This is a genomic window from Thiomonas sp. DCM-2, assembly GCF_056820905.1.
The window spans coordinates 2,076,761-2,094,695 of sequence record NZ_CM165962.1 but is presented as its reverse complement, the minus strand read 5'-3'; the positions used below and the strand labels follow the sequence as shown (position 1 = coordinate 2,094,695).

General features: G+C 64.3%; 15 protein-coding genes. 11 read left to right on the top strand and 4 right to left on the bottom strand.

The annotated features are described in order from the left end of the window. Positions 1 to 2: 2 nt before the first annotated feature. Both AC1ZQA_RS10010 and AC1ZQA_RS10005 read right to left on the bottom strand, forming a co-directional pair. Positions 3 to 374 (bottom strand): SMR family transporter, encoded by a 372-nt coding sequence (locus AC1ZQA_RS10010; protein WP_482676826.1) that lies wholly within the window; start codon positions 372 to 374, stop codon positions 3 to 5. After that, positions 371 to 2,179 carry a glycosyltransferase family 39 protein gene (locus AC1ZQA_RS10005; protein ID WP_482676825.1) on the bottom strand — a complete coding sequence of 603 codons (1,809 nt, stop codon included), beginning with the start codon at positions 2,177 to 2,179 and terminating at the stop codon, positions 371 to 373. Before AC1ZQA_RS10005 ends, AC1ZQA_RS10010 begins: the two co-directional genes overlap by 4 nt. Before the next feature lie 136 nt (positions 2,180 to 2,315). Between AC1ZQA_RS10005 and AC1ZQA_RS10000 the strand changes: the two genes are divergently transcribed. After that, complete coding sequence (locus AC1ZQA_RS10000) at positions 2,316 to 3,971, top strand: isovaleryl-CoA dehydrogenase (protein ID WP_482676824.1); 1,656 nt, start codon at positions 2,316 to 2,318, stop codon at positions 3,969 to 3,971. On the opposite strand, the gene AC1ZQA_RS09995 is transcribed toward AC1ZQA_RS10000, so the two are convergent. Beyond that, a complete protein-coding gene (locus AC1ZQA_RS09995) occupies positions 3,949 to 4,716 on the bottom strand; it encodes an energy transducer TonB (RefSeq protein ID WP_482676823.1) in 768 nt (255 codons plus the stop codon). The genes AC1ZQA_RS10000 and AC1ZQA_RS09995 overlap by 23 nt on opposite strands. Before the next feature lie 212 nt (positions 4,717 to 4,928). Between AC1ZQA_RS09995 and carA the strand changes: the two genes are divergently transcribed. From carA to AC1ZQA_RS09970, 5 genes are all read left to right on the top strand, one after another. Beyond that, positions 4,929 to 6,080, top strand: a complete 1,152-nt coding sequence (gene carA / locus AC1ZQA_RS09990) for a glutamine-hydrolyzing carbamoyl-phosphate synthase small subunit (protein ID WP_482676822.1) — start codon at positions 4,929 to 4,931, stop codon at positions 6,078 to 6,080. Between the two features lie 15 nt (positions 6,081 to 6,095). Further along, the gene (gene leuE / locus AC1ZQA_RS09985; RefSeq protein WP_482676821.1) at positions 6,096 to 6,779 is read left to right on the top strand and encodes a leucine efflux protein LeuE; all 684 of its coding nucleotides are present in this window, start codon (positions 6,096 to 6,098) and stop codon (positions 6,777 to 6,779) included. A 36-nt stretch (positions 6,780 to 6,815) separates the two neighbouring features. Further along, a complete protein-coding gene (gene carB, locus AC1ZQA_RS09980) occupies positions 6,816 to 10,040 on the top strand; it encodes a carbamoyl-phosphate synthase large subunit (protein WP_482676820.1) in 3,225 nt (1,074 codons plus the stop codon). Between the two features lie 76 nt (positions 10,041 to 10,116). Continuing rightward, positions 10,117 to 10,590, top strand: coding sequence for a transcription elongation factor GreA (greA, locus tag AC1ZQA_RS09975; RefSeq protein WP_482676819.1), 474 nt, complete (start codon positions 10,117 to 10,119; stop codon positions 10,588 to 10,590). Then, positions 10,587 to 11,009: a DUF4149 domain-containing protein gene (locus AC1ZQA_RS09970; protein WP_482676818.1), complete on the top strand. Its 423-nt coding sequence runs from the start codon at positions 10,587 to 10,589 to the stop codon at positions 11,007 to 11,009. The genes greA and AC1ZQA_RS09970 overlap by 4 nt, the downstream gene beginning before the upstream one ends. Before the next feature lie 36 nt (positions 11,010 to 11,045). Here AC1ZQA_RS09970 and AC1ZQA_RS09965 read toward each other — a convergent pair whose 3' ends face one another. Beyond that, positions 11,046 to 11,537: a YhbY family RNA-binding protein gene (locus AC1ZQA_RS09965; protein WP_482676817.1), complete on the bottom strand. Its 492-nt coding sequence runs from the start codon at positions 11,535 to 11,537 to the stop codon at positions 11,046 to 11,048. A 75-nt stretch (positions 11,538 to 11,612) separates the two neighbouring features. Between AC1ZQA_RS09965 and AC1ZQA_RS09960 the strand changes: the two genes are divergently transcribed. From AC1ZQA_RS09960 to glmM, 5 genes are all read left to right on the top strand, one after another. Then, the gene (locus AC1ZQA_RS09960) at positions 11,613 to 12,263 is read left to right on the top strand and encodes an RlmE family RNA methyltransferase (RefSeq protein WP_482676816.1); all 651 of its coding nucleotides are present in this window, start codon (positions 11,613 to 11,615) and stop codon (positions 12,261 to 12,263) included. Positions 12,264 to 12,362: 99 nt separating this feature from the next. Then, positions 12,363 to 13,499, top strand: coding sequence for an IS5 family transposase (locus tag AC1ZQA_RS09955; protein WP_482676815.1), 1,137 nt, complete (start codon positions 12,363 to 12,365; stop codon positions 13,497 to 13,499). 176 nt (positions 13,500 to 13,675) lie between these two features. After that, positions 13,676 to 15,583: an ATP-dependent zinc metalloprotease FtsH gene (gene ftsH / locus AC1ZQA_RS09950; RefSeq protein ID WP_482676814.1), complete on the top strand. Its 1,908-nt coding sequence runs from the start codon at positions 13,676 to 13,678 to the stop codon at positions 15,581 to 15,583. 59 nt (positions 15,584 to 15,642) lie between these two features. Beyond that, positions 15,643 to 16,470, top strand: a complete 828-nt coding sequence (folP, locus tag AC1ZQA_RS09945; protein ID WP_482676813.1) for a dihydropteroate synthase — start codon at positions 15,643 to 15,645, stop codon at positions 16,468 to 16,470. Positions 16,471 to 16,516: 46 nt separating this feature from the next. Beyond that, on the top strand, positions 16,517 to 17,839 hold the full coding sequence (gene glmM, locus AC1ZQA_RS09940; RefSeq protein WP_482676812.1) for a phosphoglucosamine mutase: 1,323 nt from the start codon (positions 16,517 to 16,519) through the stop codon (positions 17,837 to 17,839). Positions 17,840 to 17,935: the final 96 nt, after the last annotated feature.

The following is a 17,935-nucleotide window of genomic DNA, read 5'->3' as shown; positions in this document are numbered from 1 at the left end:
GTTCAGGCGCGGGCGACGATGACGACGCCCGCGATGATGACGGCGATGCCGACGACCTTCTGCACGGTGAGCGCTTCGCCGAACAGCCACCACGCGGCAAAGGCTGTGACGACATAACCCAGCGACAGCATGGGGTAGGCGATGGAGACCTGCACGCGAGTGAGCGCCAGAATCCACACCCCGACGGAAACCGCGTAGAACGCCAGGCCCAGCAGAATCTGCCATTGCAGCGCAAAGTGCAGACCGGCGTGCCAGATGTTGCCTGCAGTGAAATTGAAGCGCCCCACGGTCTCGGCGCCGGCCTTGATGAGCAGCTGCGCTGCGGCGTTCAGCAGCACGCCGGTCAGCACCAGGGCGAAGGCGACCGCGCTCATCGCATCGTCTCCGTCACTGCAGGCGGCGTGAGCGACGCGCCTGTGTTCCACGCCGCTGGCAACTGGGCCGCAGCCACTTGCGCCGCATGGCCGTAGTCCTGACCCGGCTTGGCGATGACGACGAAACGCGGGCTGCGGTAAATCACGGTCATCGGCAGGTGCAGCGCCTGCAGCGCGGGCAGACTGGACGGCGGCAGCAGTGCCAGCGGCAGCTTGTCCGTCTCCCAGCGTTTGGCGAAATCGGCGTAGGTCGGCACCCACAGCCCGGGTTGCTGCGTAATGCCGAAATGCAGTTCGCCCTGGTATTCCACCAAGGTCACGGTGCGGTCGAGGTAGAAAGGCAGGGTCTGGTCGTAAGTACCCACCGCGTAGAACGGCTGGCCCGGGTGAATCCACGGACGGATGGCAGTCACCACGTCCTTGGTCGATGCGGTGCGGCCCAGGATCTGGAATTGCTGAATCCCCAGGGAGAATCCGAGGGTCATCGCCACACTGACCAGGAGCACCGCCGCGGTGCGTCGGCCTTGCGTTTCCCAGCGCCAGGCCATCAGGCCGCTGCCCAGCGCCAGAACGGCGGTGCCTTCCAGCCACCAGCCGAACTGCTGATACAGCGCGCCGGGGGTGGTCGCGTTGCCCAGTCGGTGCAACTGCGTGAAGCCGATCACCGCCGCCAGCCCCAGCAGCGCCAGCAGCCCAAACTGCCAGCGCAGCGCGCCGCGTTGTGCCCGGTCGAGATGGTCGCCAATCAGCAGCGCGATGGCCGGGAAGATGGGCAGGATGTAGGACGGCAGCTTGGATTTGGAAATGCTGAAAAAGACAAAAATGAACACCGCCCAGATCAGCAACATGCCCTGGGCATGCAGGGTGCGCCCCCGTGCATCGCCAAAAGCCGCACCGCGCAGCGCAGGCTGGGCGGTGCTCCTGGCCAGCGCCGGAACCAGACTGCCCAGCCACGGCAGCACACCCAGAATCAGAATGGGAAAGAAATACCACCACGGACCCGGGCGCTTGAGCTCACTGGTGAGAAAGCGGGTGAACTGCTGGTAGATGAAAAAATAATCGAAAAACTCGGGGTTGCGCGCCTGCACCCAGACGAACCACGGCGCGGCAATTGCCAAAAAGATGAGCAGGCCACTGACGATGTAGAGCCGCGTCCACAGCCGCCAGTCGCGATAGATCAGGGTGTACAGCACCAGGGCAGCGCCCGGCAGCAGGATGCCGATCAGTCCCTTGGACAGCATGGCCAGCGCCATGAACGCCCAGCAAGCCCACATCCACCAGCGGGTCTGGGTGCGGCTGGCATCGGGTCGTTGCGCGAGCAGAAAGGCCATCAGACTTGCGGACATGGTGGCGGCAGTGCCCATGTCCAGCGTGTTGATGTGGCTCATCGCGTTCCAGTAGAACATGCTGGCCAGCACCGCCGCGGCAAACACGCCCGTGCGGCGGTTGAACAGGCGCGTTCCGGCCCATCCGGTGAACAGGACGGAGAGCAGCCCGGTCAGCCCGGTCCACAGCCGCGCCTGCCATTCACCGAAGCCAAACAGCTGGTACGTCACCGCCGTGGTCCAGTATTGCAGCGGCGGCTTTTCGAAGTATTTGAAGCCATCGAGCCGCGGGGTGACCCAGTCACCGCTCACCACCATTTCACGCGGAATCTCGGCGTAGCGTCCTTCATCGGTGGGCACCAGATCGCGCCAGCCTAGCGTGCCCAGCCAGAGCACGACGAGGGCGGCAAACAGCACCCAGATCAGACCGCGGCCGGGGCCGGGGTCGGAGGCGGAAAAGTCTTGCGAGGAAGGCGACATGGGCAAAAGGAAGGTCGATGCAAGGCCGGTGCAGGCCGTTGGCGATCTGCCGGATAGCCGAGCATGGTAACGGGCGATGCCTTGCAGGCAACTGAGCGAAGGTGCTGCAATGGCCGGCAGAAAACAGGAGATCACCATGCGCTGGCCGACCCACGCCGTCACCAATCAGGTGCCGCCGCTGCAGGATTACAACCTCTTTGTCGCCGATCCCGCCCTGCGGGAAGCGTTGTTGCGCGGCGGAGCGGCCTGGGCGCAGCCCGCGCTGATGCAGCAGGGGCAGGAACTCGGGACCGCGTCCTGCTTCGAGCAGGGACGTCTGGCCAACCGCTTCGGCCCCGAACTGCGCGCCTTCGACGCACGTGGATTTCGCCGTGACCAGATCGCGTTTCACCCCGCGTGGCACGCGCTCATGGCCGACATCGCCCGGCGCGGGCTGCACACCGGTCCGTGGGCACAGCCCCGGCCTGGCGCGCATGTGGCGCGGGCGGCCGGGTTCATCCTGCAGACCCAGATCGAGGCCGGGACCATGTGCCCGACCACCATGACCTATGGCGCGATTCCCGCGCTGTCGCGCGATCCGCAGCTGGCGCGCGACTGGCTGCCCACCCTCCTGCGCGCGGACTACGACCCGAGCGATCAGCCGTTTGCGCACAAGCGCGGCGGACTGATCGGCATGGGCATGACGGAGAAGCAGGGTGGCTCCGATCTGCGCACCAACACCACCCAGGCCGTGCGCGACGGCGCGGACGGCTGGCGGCTGACCGGGCACAAGTGGTTTTTCTCGGCGCCGCAGTGCGACGCGCATCTGGTGTTTGCGCAGGCACCGCTTGGCTTGAGCTGCTTTTTCGTGCCACGCTGGGCGCCGGACGGCAGCAAGAACCCGGTGCTGATCCAGCGGCTCAAGGACAAGCTGGGCAACCGCTCCAACGCCTCGGCCGAGGTGGAGTTCCAGGGCGCCTGGGGGCATCTGCTCGGCGAGGAGGGGCGCGGCATCCCGACCATCCTGGAAATGGGTACCTACACCCGGCTGGACTGCGTGCTCGGCACCACCGGGCTGATGCGGCAGGCGCTGAGTCAGGCGGTGCACCACGCGCGGCACCGGCAGGCGTTCGGTGCCGCACTGATCGACCAGCCGCTGATGCGCAATGTGCTGGCCGACATGGCGCTAGAGGTCGAGGCCGCCATCGCGCTGGCGATGCGGCTGGCGCAGGCGTTCGACGCGCAGCACGACGAGGCACAACTGCTGCTGCGCCGCCTGCTGACCCCGGCAGGCAAGTTCCGCATCTGCAAGCGCGGCGCCGAACTTGCCGCCGAAGCCATGGAGGTGCTGGGCGGCAACGGCTATGTGGAAGATGATGTGCAGGCGCGCATCTACCGCGAAATGCCGGTGAACTCCATCTGGGAAGGATCGGGCAATGTCATGTGCCTGGACGTGCTGCGCGCCTTGGGCAAGAACCCGCGCACCACCGACGCGCTGATGGCAGAACTCGCCCCGGCACAGGGTCGCAACCCCCATTTCGACGCACATGTGCAGCACCTGTCCACCGCCCTGCGCAACCCGGACGATGTGCAGAGCCGCGCCCGTGCCCTGACGCACGACCTCGTGCTGGCCGTGCAGGCTGCGCTGCTGTTGCAGCATGCGCCCGCATCCATCGCTCAGGCGTTCTGTGCCTCGCGCCTGGGCGGGCAATGGGGCGGCGGATTTGGCACCCTGCCGCAAACCACCGACTTCGACACCCTGCTCGGCAGGGCGCTGCAGACGGATGGATTCAATTCAGAATGCGGAACTTGATCGGCACCAGCACCCAGGAGGTGATGGCCTGGCCGTTGCGGGTCGCAGCAACGAAGCGCCACTGGGCTACCGTCGCTTCGGCCGCTTCATCCAGCCGCGCATAGCCTGTCGAGGACATGAGCTTGACCTGCAAGGCCCGCCCATCCGCGCCGACCTGCACCTTGAGCAGCGCGGTGCCTTCTTCGCCCAGCTGCCGCGACAGGCGAGGATAGGGCGGAGGCGGATTGTCCAGGTAGTCCGCCTTGTAAGACGCCATCGTTTCCACGGCGGGAGTGGCAGCGGGCGGCGTGGAGGCCGCGACCATTGGCGCGTGTCCCGGCTCGGTGTCCTGTCTGGGTGCAGCGATCGAGGCGGGTGCTGAGGTCCGGGCAGGCGCCGGAGTCTGCGCCGTTTGTGGCGAGGTGACCGGCGTGGCATCGGCAGGCGGCGCCGGCGGCTGCGGCTTGGCTGGCACGGGTTTTTGCGCCGCGACCTTGGGTGCAGGTGTTGCAGCTTTCGGCCCGACCGAAGCCGGGCGGGGTGGTTCGGCTGCCGGAGCCGGGGCCACTGCGGGAGCGGGCGTCGGTGGCTGGGGCTGGGGTTTCGCGGGTTCCAGCATCACCCAGTCCATGCGTTGTTCGGGTCTGCTCGGGGGAGGCGCTGGGGTGAACACCAGCCAGGCCAGCAGCAGCCCGTGGGCAAGCAGCACGATGACTGCGATCGCAATCAGGGGAAACGGTCGGGGCAGGGTGGGGAGGGTGTTCATCAAGCGGACGGCGCCAAGGACTTTGCGCCAAGCGCGTGAATATAATCTGACAGATTTTGTGCGCCTGAAGCGTCGCCGTCCTGTGGCGAACACCAAAGGGGCGCGAAGGCCAGGCAAGGCGGCTGTCCAGGCGCTTGCGCGGCCCGCGCCCAAGACACGTCAGATCGACTGGCGTGTCGTTCCAATATCCGGGCGCTCACCGGAGAGTTTTCATGTTGCCCATGCTGCCCAAAGCCGTTCTGGTTCTCGCCGACGGCTCGATTTTTCGCGGACTTTCCATTGGCGCAACCGGGCAGACTGTCGGTGAGGTGGTGTTCAACACGGCCATGACCGGCTACCAGGAAATCCTCACCGATCCAAGCTATTGCCGCCAGATCGTCACCCTCACCTATCCGCATATCGGCAATGTGGGTGTCAACGCGCAGGACGTGGAGGCGGCCAGGGTGCATGCCGCCGGCCTGATCATCAAGGACTTGCCTCTGCTGCAGTCGAACTATCGCAGCGAGCAAACACTCGATGCCTATCTGCGCGCGCAGGGCACGGTGGCGATTGCGGGGATCGATACCCGCCGACTGACCCGTCACTTGCGCACCCGGGGTGCGCAGAACGGCTGCGTCATTGGCTTGGCCGCAGGGCAGGACATCAGCGACAGCGTCATCCAGACGGCGCTGGACGCCGCGCGCGGCTTTGCCGGGTTGGCCGGCATGGATCTGGCCCGGGTCGTGTCCACCACGGCGTCGTATGCGTGGAAGCAGACCGACTGGTCGCTGGAACAGGGCTATGGTGAGATGACCGCGCCGAGCCGTCATGTGGTGGCCTACGATTTCGGCGTGAAGTTCAATATTCTGCGGCTTCTGGCCGCGCGTGGCTGCCGCGTGACGGTGGTGCCGGCGCAGACCCCGGCGGCCGAGGTGCTGGCGATGCGCCCCGATGGGGTGTTTCTGTCCAACGGCCCGGGTGACCCGGAGCCCTGCGATTACGCCATTTCTGCAACCCGCAGCATCATCGCTGCGGGCATGCCGACCTTCGGCATCTGCCTGGGGCATCAGATCATGGGGCTGGCGGCGGGCGGCAAGAGCTTCAAGATGAAATTCGGCCACCACGGCGCCAACCATCCGGTCAAGGATCTGGACACCGGGCGGGTGTCGATCACCAGCCAGAATCATGGTTTTGCGGTGGATGCGGACAGCCTGTCCGACGCTGTACGCATCACCCATGTCTCGCTGTTCGACGGCACGCTGCAGGGCTTTGCGTGGAAGGACAAGCCCGCCTTCTGCTTCCAGGGCCATCCGGAAGCCAGCCCGGGGCCGCACGACATTGGCTACCTGTTCGACCGCTTTGTCGGCCTGATGGACCGGGCCTGAGCCGGGGCACAGCAGATGTTCGGCGTGATCAATCTCTGGACTTACGTGCTCGGGGTGATTTTCATCGTCCTGTTGCCTGGACCGAATTCGCTTTACGTGCTCAGCGTGGCTGCGCAGCGCGGGGTGCGTGCGGGGTATCGGGGCGCGCTGGGGGTTTTTCTCGGCGACACGGTGCTGATGGTGCTGGCTGCAGCCGGGGCCGCCTCGCTGCTGGAAACCAACCTGACCCTCTACCACCTGGTGCAGGCGGCAGGTGCCTTGTATCTGGGCTGGCTGGGCATCAACATGTTGCGCGCCGCCTGGACGCGCTGGCGCACGCCTGACACCGGCCTGCATGCGCAAGCGCCGCAGCCCCACCCGCACCCCGACCTGCCGGGCCGGCGCCATGAAGATCCGTTTCGCAAGGCGCTGTTCATCAGCCTGCTCAACCCCAAGGCCATCCTGTTCTTCGTGTCGTTCTTCATCCAGTTCGTCGATCCGCACTACCCGCATCCGGCGCTGTCGTTCGCCATTCTGGGCGCCATCGTCCAGACCTTCAGCCTGCTGTATCTGTCGGTGCTGATCTTCGGTGGCGTGCGGGTCGCCGATGCGTTTCGCCGCCGCCGCCGTCTGTCCGCGGTGACGATGGGCGCAACCGGCGCCGGATTTTTCGGATTCGGTATCAAGCTGGCGCTGGCTGCCACCGCGAAAACACACTGATCTTTCACGAATTCATCTGCCTAAAGAGACTCGCCCATGCCCAAGCGCAGCGACATAAAAAGCATTCTGATCATCGGCGCTGGCCCCATCATCATCGGCCAGGCCTGCGAGTTCGACTATTCCGGAGCGCAGGCCTGCAAGGCGCTGCGCGAGGAGGGCTACAAGGTCATCCTGGTCAACAGCAATCCGGCCACCATCATGACCGACCCGGAGACGGCCGATGTCACCTATATCGAGCCCATCACCTGGCAGGTGGTCGAGACCATCATCGAGAAGGAGCGGCCCGATGCCATCCTGCCGACCATGGGCGGGCAGACCGCGCTGAATTGCGCGCTCGATCTGCACCACAACGGTGTGCTTGAAAAGTATGGCGTCGAGCTCATCGGCGCCAAACCCGAAGCCATCGACATGGCCGAGGATCGGCAGAAATTCAAGCAGGCCATGACCCGCATCGGCCTGGGTTCGGCGCGCTCGGGCATTGCGCATTCGCTGGAAGAGGCCTGGACGGTGCAGAAGAGCATCGGCTTTCCGGTCATCATCCGCCCGAGCTTCACCCTGGGCGGCACCGGCGGCGGCATTGCCTACAACCCGGAAGAGTTCGAGAGCATCTGCAAGCGCGGCATCGAGGCCTCGCCCACCAGCGAGTTGCTGATCGAAGAGTCTCTGATCGGCTGGAAAGAGTTCGAGATGGAGGTCGTGCGCGACAGCGCGGACAACTGCATCATCGTCTGCTCCATCGAAAACCTCGACCCGATGGGGGTGCACACCGGCGACTCGATCACCGTGGCCCCGGCGCAGACGCTCACCGACAAGGAATACCAGATCATGCGCAACGCCAGCATCGCGGTGCTGCGCGAGATCGGCGTCGATACTGGCGGCTCCAATGTGCAATTCGCCGTCAATCCAAAGGATGGGCGGCTGATCGTCATCGAAATGAATCCGCGGGTGAGCCGCTCTTCGGCGCTGGCGTCCAAGGCCACCGGCTTTCCGATTGCCAAGATTGCGGCCAAGCTCGCCGTGGGCTACACCCTGGACGAACTGCGCAACGACATCACCGGCGGCGTCACGCCGGCTTCCTTCGAGCCGACCATCGACTATGTGGTCACCAAGGTGCCGCGTTTCGCTTTCGAGAAATTCCCCCAGGCCGACTCGCGTCTGACCACGCAGATGAAGTCGGTCGGTGAAGTCATGGCCATGGGGCGCACCTTCCAGGAGAGTTTCCAGAAGGCGCTGCGCGGTCTCGAAGTGGGCGTGGACGGCATGAACGAAAAAACCCAGGACCGCGAGGTGCTGGAAAAGGAACTGGGCGAGCCCGGCCCCGAGCGCATCTGGTACGTGGGCGACGCGTTTGCGCAGGGCATGAGCCTGGAGGAAGTGCATCAGCTCACCCGCATCGATCCGTGGTTCCTGGCGCAAATCCAGGACATCGTGCAGACCGAACTCGATCTGGAACGCAACCATGCGCTGGACAAGCTCGACCGCGACACGCTTTACGCGCTCAAGCAAAAGGGCTTTTCCGACCGGCGGCTTGCCAAGTTGCTGCACACCACCGAGACCGCGGTGCGCAACCGCCGCCGTGCGCTGCAGGTGCGCCCGGTGTTCAAGCGTGTGGACACCTGCGCTGCCGAGTTCGGTACGGAAACCGCCTATCTCTACTCGACCTACGACGAGGAATGCGAGGCTGCGCCGACCACGCGCAAGAAGCTCATGGTGCTGGGCGGCGGGCCCAACCGCATCGGCCAGGGCATCGAGTTCGACTATTGCTGCGTGCACGCGGCGCTGGCGCTGCGCGCCGATGGGTTCGAGACCATCATGGTCAACTGCAACCCCGAGACGGTCTCGACCGACTACGACACCTCCGACCGTCTGTACTTCGAGCCGCTGACCCTGGAGGACGTGCTGGAAATCGTCGACAAGGAGCAACCCGTCGGGGTGATCGTGCAGTACGGCGGTCAGACCCCGCTCAAGCTCGCACTCGATCTCGAAGCCAATGGCGTGCCCATCATCGGCACCAGCCCGGACATGATCGACATGGCCGAGGATCGCGAGCGTTTCCAGCATCTGGTCGAACACCTGGGCCTGCTGCAGCCGCCCAACCGCACCGCGCGGTCCGAGGCCGAGGCGCTGACCCGGGCCGAAGAAATCGGCTATCCGCTGGTCGTGCGGCCAAGCTACGTGCTGGGCGGGCGGGCGATGGAAATCGTGCACGAACAGCGCGATCTGGAACGCTACATGCGCGAGGCGGTGAAGGTGAGCAACGACTCTCCGGTGCTGCTCGACCGCTTCCTCAACGACGCGATCGAGTGTGACGTCGACGCGATCTGCGACGGCACCCAGGTGTTCATCGGCGGTGTGATGGAGCACATCGAACAGGCGGGGGTGCACAGTGGCGACTCGGCCTGCTCGCTGCCGCCGTATTCGCTCTCGGCGGCCACCGTGGCGCGCATCAAGGAGCAGACAGTCAAGCTGGCGCATGGCCTCAAGGTGGTCGGGCTGATGAATGTGCAGTTCGCGATTCAGCAGCAGGACGGCGAAGACCGCATCTACCTGCTCGAAGTCAACCCGCGTGCCTCGCGGACCGTGCCCTATGTGTCCAAGGCCACCGGGCTTCAGCTTGCCAAGATTGCGGCGCGTTGCATGGCCGGGCAGAGTCTGGCGCAGCAGGGCGTCACTGCTGAAGTCACGCCGCCGTATTACTGCGTCAAGGAAGCGGTGTTTCCGTTCAACAAGTTCCCTGGGGTCGATCCCATCCTGGGGCCGGAGATGAAGTCCACCGGCGAGGTCATGGGCGTGGGCCGCACCTTCGGCGAGGCCTTCGTCAAGTCGCAGCTCGCCGCGGGCACACGCCTGCCCGACCCCAAGGCGGGTGGCAAGGTGTTCCTCTCGGTCAAGCAGAGCGACAAGCCCGACGCCGTGGAAGTCGCTCGGCAACTGGTGGCGATGGGCTTCGGCGTCGTGGCGACCCGCGGCACGGCCGCCGCCATTGCCGCAGCGGGAGTCGAGGTGCAGGTGATCAACAAGGTCACCGAAGGCCGGCCCAATGTGGTCGACATGATCAAGAACAACGAGATCGTGCTGGTCATCAACACGGTGGAAGAGCGCCGAAATGCCATTGCCGATTCGCGTGCCATCCGCACCTCGGCACTGGCCGCGCGCGTGACCACCTACACCACCATCTCTGGCGCGCTCGCCGCGGTCGAAGGGATGAAGCAGCTGCAGAAAGTCGCGGTTTATCCGTTGCAATCGTTCGCAAACGCGTAAAATTCCAGGCACCTGAGCACCGCAGCGCAAGTGGCTGCGGTGCTCGTTTTTTTCATGGTTCTACGGAGGCCCGAACATGGCGACCCCCATGACGCGCAGAGGCGCGGAACAACTCAAGCAAGAGCTGCAACGGCTCAAGACCATCGAACGTCCGGCAGTGATCCAGGCCATCGCCGAAGCGCGCGCGCAGGGCGATCTGTCGGAAAACGCCGAGTACGACGCGGCCCGTGACAAGCAGGGCTTCATCGAAGGCCGCATTGCCGACATCGAGGGCAAGCTCGGTACCGCGCAGATCATCGATCCGAGTGAACTGCAGGCTGACGGCCGCGTGGTGTTCGGTGCCACGGTGGAACTCAGCGACGAAGCCAGCGGCGATGAAATCACCTATCAGATCGTCGGAGATGATGAGGCGGATCTCAAGCAGGGCCGCATTTCCATCAACTCACCGATTGCGCGTGCGTTGATCGGCAAGGAGTCCGGGGATGTCGCACAGGTCGCCGCTCCCGGTGGCGTGCGGCGCTACGAAATTCTCGCTGTCCACTACAAATGAGCAGCCTGCGCGCCCGCTGGTTTTTGGCTGCGCTCTGGCTCGGCGGGATGGTTGCGGTCGGTCTCATCGGCGCGCCAACCGCCTTCGCGACCGTGCCGGAAAAGATGGTGGCCGCTGCGGTGGCCAGCCGCATGTTCTACATCATGGCGCTCGCCGCCATTGGGTTCGGGGTGCTGATCGCCGTGCTGGAGCGCGTTGGCAGCAAGGCCACGATGTCCGCCGATTTTCTGCTGCCGCTGGGCGGGATATTTTTTGCCGTACTGGGCGAGTTCGGTGTGGTGCCCCGACTGCTGCAGGCCGCTTACAGCCATTCCCCCCAGGCCGGCGTGTGGCACGGCGTGGCCAGTCTGGTGTTTGCCCTGCAGGCCGCGTGCGTGGCGGCTTACGTGTGGCGCCTGCCTGCGCGCAGTCGCAACTGAAGGCGGCAACGTCTGCGCCGCTTCACCTGCAGCATTTCAGCCGCGCGATGATTTTTTCGCACTGCTCAAGCGCGGCTTGGCGCGCTTGACCTTGCCGGTAGCGGTCAGGCGCTGATTGCCCAGCAGGGTGATGCGCTTGACCTTGGCCCGGTGGGTGGGGCTGCTGGAGGGGATGACCAGCTTGACGGTACGCGGAGATTTGCCGCGCCGCGTGGTGGTCGCCTCATCCTCCCGGTCCACGCGCGGCGTTTTCGGCACCGGGCGGTAGATCACCAGCAGTTTGCCAATGGACTGCACCGGTGCGGCGCCCAGGGTGTCGCAAACGGTGTGCAGGATCGCAGCGCGTGCGGCAGAGTCATCGCCAAACACGCGCACCTTGATCAGCCCATGCGCTTTCAGTGCCAGATCGATCTCCGCCATGTTCGCCGGGTTCAGGCCTTGCTCGCCGATGAGCACGACGGGCTTGAGCGGATGGGCTTGCGCGCGCAGTGCGCTGCGCAGTTGCGGGGTGAGTTCCAATGTGGTCATGATGCTTGCGCGCCGGCGCATCTGTGTGCGCTGCGTGTTTTGAAGTCTTAATGTCGTATTGTCCTTGAAGAATCCATGTCGAGTGCGAAGAAAAACAAATTCAGCAAAGCCTGGCTGCAGGATCACCTCAACGATCCTTATGTGAAGATGGCGCAGCGCGAGGGCTATCGTGCCCGCGCCGCCTACAAACTCAAGGAAATCGACGAGGCGGAAGGGCTGCTGCGGCCCGGGCAGATCATTGTGGACCTGGGCAGTACGCCGGGCTCCTGGTCTCAGTATGCGCGCAACCGCTTGATGCGCAATGGCGTGCTGCAAGGCACCATTTTTGCACTCGATCTGCTGCCCATGGAGTCCGTGCCCGACGTGCATTTCCTGCAAGGCGACTTCCGGGAAGACGCCGTGGTGAACGCGCTGGAGGCGCTGCTTGATGGCCGCAGGGTGGATGTGGTGCTGTCCGACATGGCGCCGAACCTGACCGGCATTCCCTCGGCCGATGCCGCCCGCATCGAGCACCTGAGCGAACTGGCGCTGGACTTCGCCAGGAACTGGCTGCAACCGCAGGGTGCGATGGTCATCAAGACCTTTCATGGCAGCTACTACAGCCAGATCGTCAAGGAGTTCAAGCAGACGTTTCAGCAGGTCAAGGCCGTCAAGCCGCAGGCCTCACGCGACAAATCGGCAGAGACGTTCATCCTGGCGCGGGTGCTCAAGAAGGCCGCCGAATAAGAGCGTGCCACGGGCCATATGACCCTCTCGGAGGATGTAAACGAAAACAACATCTCGTGCGTTATGCTCGGATCGGGGCATGCGGACACGAGGCGGCAGATGGTGAAGAAGGCGCAGGATGAGCAAGCAAGACGACCGGGCCGCAAGCCCTCTCTGGACGCTGAACACACCACAGTGCTGCGTGCGATCACCCAGGAGCAGCCACGCGCGTCGTTGGACGAGGTGACGCGCGAGTTGCTTCGACGCACGGGCGTCAAGGTCAGCACGGTGACCGTGCGCAAGGCGCTGCGCGAAGCCGGTATCGAGCGACTCAAGCCGCTGCGCCGCGCCGGTGAGCGCGCTGCCGTGCAAGGGACGGCGCCCAAGCGCTACGGCTACACCGCCGCGCACCGCCGTGCCGATGGCGCCAGCGGCATGAACACCGATTTGACCGATGCCGAGTGGGCGTTGGTAGCGGACCTGTTCGAGCGCGATGGCCAGCGCGGTGCGCCACCCCGCTACGCGCGCCGCCAGATGGTCAACGCCTGCTGCTACGCGCTGCGCACGGGGTGCGCATGGCGGTTGTTGCCCAAGACCTTCCCGCCCTGGCAGGCGACCTACATGTCGTTCAAGCGCTGGGCTGCGGCCGGCGTGTTCGAGGCCCTGCACGACCGGCTGCGCCAGCAATGGCGCGATCGCATGGGCAGAGCCCCCGAGCCGACGGCCGCCATCATCGATGCGCAAAGCACGCGCAGCACGGCCCAGGGCGGCAACACCGGGTTCGACGCGGGCAAGAAGGTCAAGGGGCGCAAGCGCCATCTGGTGGTCGATACCCTGGGATTGCTGCTGGCCGTCACGCTCACGGCAGCCAGCGTGCAGGATCGTGATGCGGCGGCCGAGGTCGTGGCGCAGGCCTGCACCAAAGTCCCGGGACTGAAAAAACTCTACACCGACGCCGCCTACGGCGGCAAATGCGCCGTAGGCATCGAGCTGACCCACGGCATCAGCGTGGAGGTCGTGCGTCACCCCGGCAACCGCAGCACGGGAACCTGGCAAGACGCGCAGCAGCCCCTGTGGCCCGAGACTGTTGCCAAGGGCTTCGTCGTGCAGGCCAAGCGCTGGGTGGTCGAGCGCACGCATGCCTGGAACGAGCGCGCACGCCGCCTCATGGCCCATCATGATCGTTCCACCTGGGCACCGCTCGCCTGGGTCTGGCTGGCCGAAGCGCGTATCCTCGCGACACGATTGGCAGGGTAAATCATTTCGTTTACACCCTCTCAGGCTTGCCTTTTGTCAAATTCGATCGGATTGGTGAAATCAATAGCCCATTTTGGTAGATCGGTTTTCTGGTTTCTCCCCGCTTGCGCTCTTGAAATGCCTAAAATGCGACGCATGTCCTGCAACTGGGTTTGCACTGTTTCTGGAGGTTGGTTTTGAACAATCAATGGTTTTCCAAAATTGCGATCTGGCTGGTGATCGGCCTGGTGCTGTTCACGGTGTTCAAACAGTTCGACCGTCCTCAGCAGTCCACGGATGCGGTGAGCTACACCCAGTTCATGCAGGATGCGAAGAATGGTCGCATCAAAAAAGTCGTGGTGCACCAGAGCGGCATTCTGGACGTGACCACGTCCGAGGGGCGCAACTTCAGCCTCACCTCTCCGGGTGATCTGTGGATGGTCGGTGACCTGGTCAAGGACGGTGTCGAGGTGGTTGGTGCCCCGCGTCAGGAGCAATCCTTCCTGACACAGATTTTCATTTCCTGGTTCCCGATGCTGCTGCTGATCGGTGTCTGGGTCTACTTCATGCGCCAGATGCAAGGTGGTGGCCGCGGGGGCGCGTTCAGTTTCGGCAAATCCAAGGCCCGCCTGCTCGATGAATCCAGTAACAACGTGACCTTTGCCGATGTGGCAGGTTGCGACGAAGCCAAGGAAGACGTCAAGGAGCTGGTCGATTTCCTCAAGGACCCGCAGAAATTCCAGAAACTCGGCGGGCGCATCCCGCGTGGCGTGCTGCTGGTCGGGCCTCCGGGCACCGGCAAGACCTTGCTCGCCAAGAGCATCGCCGGCGAAGCCAAGGTGCCGTTTTTCACGATTTCGGGTTCCGATTTCGTTGAAATGTTCGTCGGTGTCGGTGCGTCCCGTGTGCGCGACATGTTCGAGAACGCCAAGAAACATGCGCCCTGCATCATTTTCATCGATGAAATCGATGCGGTTGGCCGTCATCGCGGCGCTGGCCTGGGCGGCGGCAACGACGAACGCGAACAGACCCTGAACCAGATGCTGGTGGAAATGGATGGTTTCGACACCAATCTCGGCGTCATCGTGATTGCTGCGACCAACCGTCCGGACATTCTTGACCCCGCGCTGCTGCGCCCAGGTCGCTTCGACCGTCAGGTCTATGTCACGCTGCCAGACATTCGCGGTCGCGAGCAGATTCTGCAGGTGCACATGCGCAAGATTCCGGTCGGCAGCGACATTCGCGCAGACATTCTGGCGCGTGGCACCCCGGGTTTCTCCGGCGCAGACCTGGCCAATCTGGTCAACGAAGCCGCATTGTTCGCCGCACGCCGCAACGGGCGCCTTGTCGAGATGGAAGATTTCGAGCGCGCGAAAGACAAGATCATGATGGGTGCCGAGCGCAAGGGCATGGTCATGCCCGAGGAGGAGCGCCGCAATACCGCCTATCACGAGGCCGGCCATGCGCTGGTGGCGATGTCGCTGCCCAAGTCCGATCCGGTGCACAAGGTCACCATCATTCCCCGTGGTCGTGCCCTGGGGGTGACCATGCAACTGCCCGAGAACGACCGCTACAGCATGGACAAGGAACGCATGCTCAACATGATCTCGGTGCTGTTCGGTGGGCGGATTGCCGAGGAAGTGTTCATGAACCAGATGACCACTGGGGCATCGAACGACTTCGAGCGTGCCACCCAACTTGCGCGCGACATGGTCACCCGCTACGGCATGACCGAGTCCCTCGGGCCGATGGTCTATGCCGAGAATGAAGGCGAAGTGTTTCTCGGCCGCTCCATCACCAAGACCACGCACGTGTCGGAGCAGACCATGCAAAAGGTCGATTCGGAAATTCGCCGCATCATCGACGAGCAATACGCACTGGCCCGTCGCCTGATCGAGGAAAACAAGGACAAGATGCACGCCATGGCTGCTGCCTTGCTCGAGTGGGAAACCATCGACTCCGACCAGCTGAACGACATCATGGCCGGGCGCGAGCCGCGTCCGCCCAAGCTGCCGCCCAGCAGCGGACCCAGCTCTGCGCCGAAACCGCCGCCTGCCCCCTCAACGGGAACGACGACGGATGCACCGTCGGCCACAGCAGCCTGAGCGTCATCCTGTCAACAACGGCCCGGTCGATGACCGGGCTTTTTTTTGGAGTGATTGAATTGGCGCAGCAATGGCTCGCAGGACGATTCCACCTGCAATTGGACAGGCCCCTGGTCATGGGCATTGTCAACGTCACCCCGGACTCCTTCTCCGACGGCGGGCAGCATGCCGAACCGCGCACGGCAATTGCGCATGCGCGCACCTTGCTCGAGCAGGGCGCAGACATTCTCGACATCGGCGGCGAGTCGTCACGCCCTGGCTCCCCGCGCGTGTCGCATGCGCAGGAGTGGGATCGCATTGCTCCAGTGTTGCGCGAAGTCGTGCGCTGGAACGTCCCGATTTCGGTCGATACCTATCAGCCGGACACCATGCGTCTGGCACTGGACATGGGGGTGGACATCATCAACGACATTCGTGCCCTGCGTGTGCCGGGCGCTTTGGATGTGGTGGCGGCCTCGACGGCTGGCATCTGCCTGATGCACATGCTGGGGGAACCTGGGACGATGCAGCAGGCGCCGCACTATGCGGATGTCGGCCGCGAGGTGCACGCCTTTCTGCTCGAACGCGCGCAGGCATTGGAGTCGCGCGGTGTTGCGGCATCGCGCATCGCCCTCGATCCGGGGTTTGGTTTTGGCAAGACACTCGAACACAATCTCGCATTGGCACATGCGCTGGGCGAACTGGTTGCCGAGGGCTATCCGGTGCTGATTGGCGTGTCGCGCAAGTCCATGCTGGGAGAAATGCTCGGGCGGCGCGTGGATGACCGGCTGGCTGGCAGCCTGGCGGCTGCACTGGCCTGCATTGCGTCGGGGGCGCAGATCGTGCGTGTGCATGATGTTGGCCCGACGCTGGACGCGATTAAAGTGTGGCATGCCATGCGCGCGTGAGCCGATCCCAGCGGGCCGCGCGCCAATCGAATTCTTGGAGAGGGTGATGAGCAGAAAGTATTTCGGAACCGATGGAGTGCGCGGTCTGGTGGGCAAGAGCCCGATCGTGCCGGAGTTCGGCCTGCGTTTGGGACACGCTGCAGGCAAGGTGTTGCGCGCCCAGGGCGTGCAGCGCCCCACGGTACTGATCGGCAAGGACACGCGCATCAGCGGCTACATGCTCGAAGCCGCGCTGGAATGCGGTTTCGCCGCAGCCGGTTGCGACGTGGTGCTGGTCGGGCCGCTGCCCACGCCCGGTGTGGCATATCTCACGCGCGCGCTGCGGCTCGATCTGGGCGTGGTCATCAGTGCATCGCACAACCCGTTTGCCGATAACGGCATCAAGTTTTTTTCCGCGGGCGGCAGCAAACTACCCGATGTCTGGGAACTCGAAGTCGAAGCGGCCATGCCGGAAGCCGAGGGCTGCGTGCCCTCCGAACAGCTCGGAAAGGCCCGTCGGCTGGACGATGCCGCTGGGCGCTATATCGAGTTCTGCAAAAGCACCTTCCCGAACCACCTCACCCTGAAGGGTCTGCGGCTGGTGGTCGATTGCGCGCATGGCGCCGCCTATCACATTGCCCCGGCGGTGTTCCACGAACTCGGCGCCGAGGTCATTCCCATCGGTGTGCAGCCCGATGGTTTCAACATCAACAAGGACGTTGGCGCGACCGCTCCGGACGCGCTGATCCGCGCTGTGCGCGCGCATCACGCGGACTACGGCATCGCACTCGACGGCGATGCAGACCGTCTGCAACTCGTCGATCGCCATGGCCGCCTGTTCAATGGCGACGAACTGCTTTACCTGCTCGCCATGGATCGCAAGCCGCCCGGTGTGGTGGGCACGCTGATGACCAATCTGGCGGTTGAAAAGGCGCTTCAGGCCCAAGGCATGGAGTTCGTCAGGGCTGCTGTTGGCGATCGCTACGTCCTAGAGGAATTGCTGGCCCGTGGCTGGCAACTCGGCGGTGAGGGTTCGGGGCACATGCTGCTGCTCGATCGTCACACCACGGGGGACGGCATCGTCGCCGCGCTGCAGATGCTCGAACTCGTCGTGCGCACGGGCCGCAGCCTGGGCGAGCAGCTTCAGGCCGTGCAGCTCTACTCACAGACGCTGCTGAACGTCAAACTGCCTGCCGGCCTGGATTGGAAGAACCACGCCGGTTTCGCGCAGGCGCGGGCCGCAGCCGAAGGGCAGATCAACGGCAGCGGACGCGTGCTCATCCGCCCGTCTGGTACCGAGCCCGTGCTGCGCATCATGGTCGAGCATGCCGACCCGGGTGAAGCGCAGCGCCATGCCGATGCGCTGAGAGAGGCGCTGGTCGGTTCATAAGGGTGTGATTCTCCGATCTTTGCGCCCTCGCAAAGATGAGATTGTCACGTTATCGTCATAATGCGTTCTTAGGATGGTAACGTGCTCGGAACTGCA